Below are 1,571 nucleotides of genomic sequence, written 5' to 3' on the forward strand. Positions count from 1 at the left end.
GTCGCGCTGGTGACCGGGGGCAGCTCGGGCATCGGGCGGGCCGTCGGGAGAGGCCACCGGCACGGGAGGTGCGGACGGCGCCGGGGGTACCGCGTTGCCCTCGTTCTCGGTGCTCACAGCTCTTCTCCTCGGTCCACGCCTGTTGTCATCGGTCGCACTGGTCTTGCGGTCAGCTTTTCCCACGGGCCGTCAGAGCACCATAAGCCGTGGCTGTGGGTCCGGCGGCCCTCTTTATATAGGATCTGTTGGGGCATTCACCGTAAAAGTTATATAAGCGATCAGGTCCCCGCTCGTTCGCCGCCCGGTCGCCGCCGTCCCGCCCCGTCCGCCCGGCGGCGATGGCACCATGACGCGGTGACCCACGCACCACAGCGCTCCATCCAGGTCGTCGCCCACCGCGGTGCCTCCGAAGACGCCCCCGAGCACACCCTGGCCGCCTACCGGAAGGCCATCGAGGACGGCGCCGACGCCCTGGAGTGCGACGTACGGCTGACCGCGGACGGCCACCTGGTCTGCGTCCACGACCGACGGGTGAACCGTACCTCCAACGGCCGCGGCGCGGTCTCCGCGCTGGAACTGGCCGACCTGGCCGCTCTCGACTTCGGCTCCTGGAAGACCCGCGAGGCCTGGCAGGGGCGGGACGAGGAGCCCGACTGGGAGCACCGCCCGGAGGACCGCGAGGCCACCTCCGTCCTCACCCTGGAGCGGCTGCTGGAGCTGGTCGCGGACGCCGGCCGACGGGTGGAGCTGGCCATCGAGACCAAGCACCCCACGCGCTGGGCGGGCCAGGTCGAGGAGCGGCTGCTGACCCTGCTGAACCGTTTCGGACTGGCCGCGCCGGCCTCCGCCGCCGAGTCACCGGTCCGGATCATGAGCTTCTCGGCCCGTTCGCTGCACCGCGTGCGCACGGCGGCACCGACCCTGCCGACGGTCTACCTGATGCAGTTCGTCTCGCCCCGGCTGCGCGACGGCCGGCTCCCGGCGGGCGTCGGCATCGCGGGACCCTCGATCCGCATCGTGCGCAACCACCCCGCCTACGTCGAGCGGCTGCGCCAGGCCGGCCACCGGGTCCACGTGTGGACCGTGAACGAGCCGGAGGACGTCGACCTCTGCGTCGAACTGGGCGTCGACGCCATCATCACCAACCGCCCGCGCGCGGTGCTCCACCGGCTGGGCCGCTGACCGCCCGCCCGCCCGCCCCGGCGAACGGGACCGGCCGGGCTCCGTCACGGGGAGTGCACCGGCGCGTCCACTGCGTGTCCGGCCGTGTCGAATGCGTCACCGGAAGAGGACTGGCCGGTTTCCGGTACAGACCGAAAGGGCATCCACACCGTGGCGTGGGGCGAAGGAGGTCTCGGGGGTGGCGTTGGTGGTGGCACAGGAAGTGCCCACGTCGTCGAGCATGGCCGTACCCCATGGCCCTGCGGGCGTGGGGGAGGCGCGGCACCGGATGCGGGCGCAGCTGCGCAGCGGGGGCGTGGCGGAGTCGGTCATCGACGACGCCGTACTGATCCTTTCGGAGCTGTTGAGCAACGCCTGCCGGCACGGGCGGCCCCTGGGGAACGCCCCGG

General features: G+C 72.2%; 2 protein-coding genes. Both read left to right on the top strand.

The window, feature by feature from the left end; genetic code table 11:
• Positions 1-354: 354 nt before the first annotated feature.
• Positions 355-1,182, top strand: a complete 828-nt coding sequence (locus H5J33_RS34710) for a glycerophosphodiester phosphodiesterase (RefSeq protein WP_181798634.1) — start codon at positions 355-357, stop codon at positions 1,180-1,182.
• A 91-nt stretch (positions 1,183-1,273) separates the two neighbouring features.
• On the top strand, positions 1,274-1,571 hold a 298-nt coding region (locus H5J33_RS38140), incomplete at its 3' end, for an ATP-binding protein (RefSeq protein ID WP_258565607.1).

Source organism: Streptomyces sp. WELS2 (assembly GCF_013870595.1).
Classification (GTDB): Bacteria; Actinomycetota; Actinomycetes; order Streptomycetales; family Streptomycetaceae; genus Streptomyces.